The organism is Vibrio sp. 1288 (assembly GCF_033344475.1).
Genome location: NZ_JAWPOX010001091.1, coordinates 1 through 526, shown reverse-complemented (window position 1 = coordinate 526; position 526 = coordinate 1). Strand labels below are relative to the sequence as shown.

At 42.8% G+C, this 526-nt stretch carries 1 protein-coding gene; it reads right to left on the bottom strand.

The features are described from left to right. Window positions 1-526 (bottom strand): phospholipase D-like domain-containing protein (locus tag R8O11_RS31065; protein ID WP_318195371.1); only part of this gene is annotated, 526 nt, incomplete at both ends.

Here is a 526-nt window from a genome sequence, read left to right as displayed (position 1 = left end):
TCATTTGCTTTGGCAAAGCGGCGCAGATTTACCTCGTAAAGGTAAGGAAGACCACCAATGGTTTTGAAATCTTCTTCTGGAGAGATATAGAAATCGTTCGCGGTTTTATCTCCTACCACGATCGTTACTTTTACTCCGCGTTTCATCGCACGTTTTACTTCCCGGTGAATTGATTTAGGGAAGTTAAAGTATGGCGTACAGATGAAAATTTCGTTCTTTGCTGCTGCTAGTAGCTTGACGATTTGCTGGTTTAGTAAGTTTCGACGCTTACCAAGACCAACAAGTGGTGTGAGCTTTACTTTATCTTCTGCCGCTGACTCATGGGCAAATTGATAGTTGGCTTGAGCAAGAGAAGAGCGAAGTTGGCGAATTGCCGATTTAATTTCTTTGGTTTCTGGCTTATCTCGATCGGCCAAGTCGTTTACTGCAGGGTGAGCAATCATTTCATTTTGAACGAAGTTCACCATCGTATCTGCAAGGGATTTGTGCTTAATAACATGGTAGCGATCAAATCGATAGCGACCAT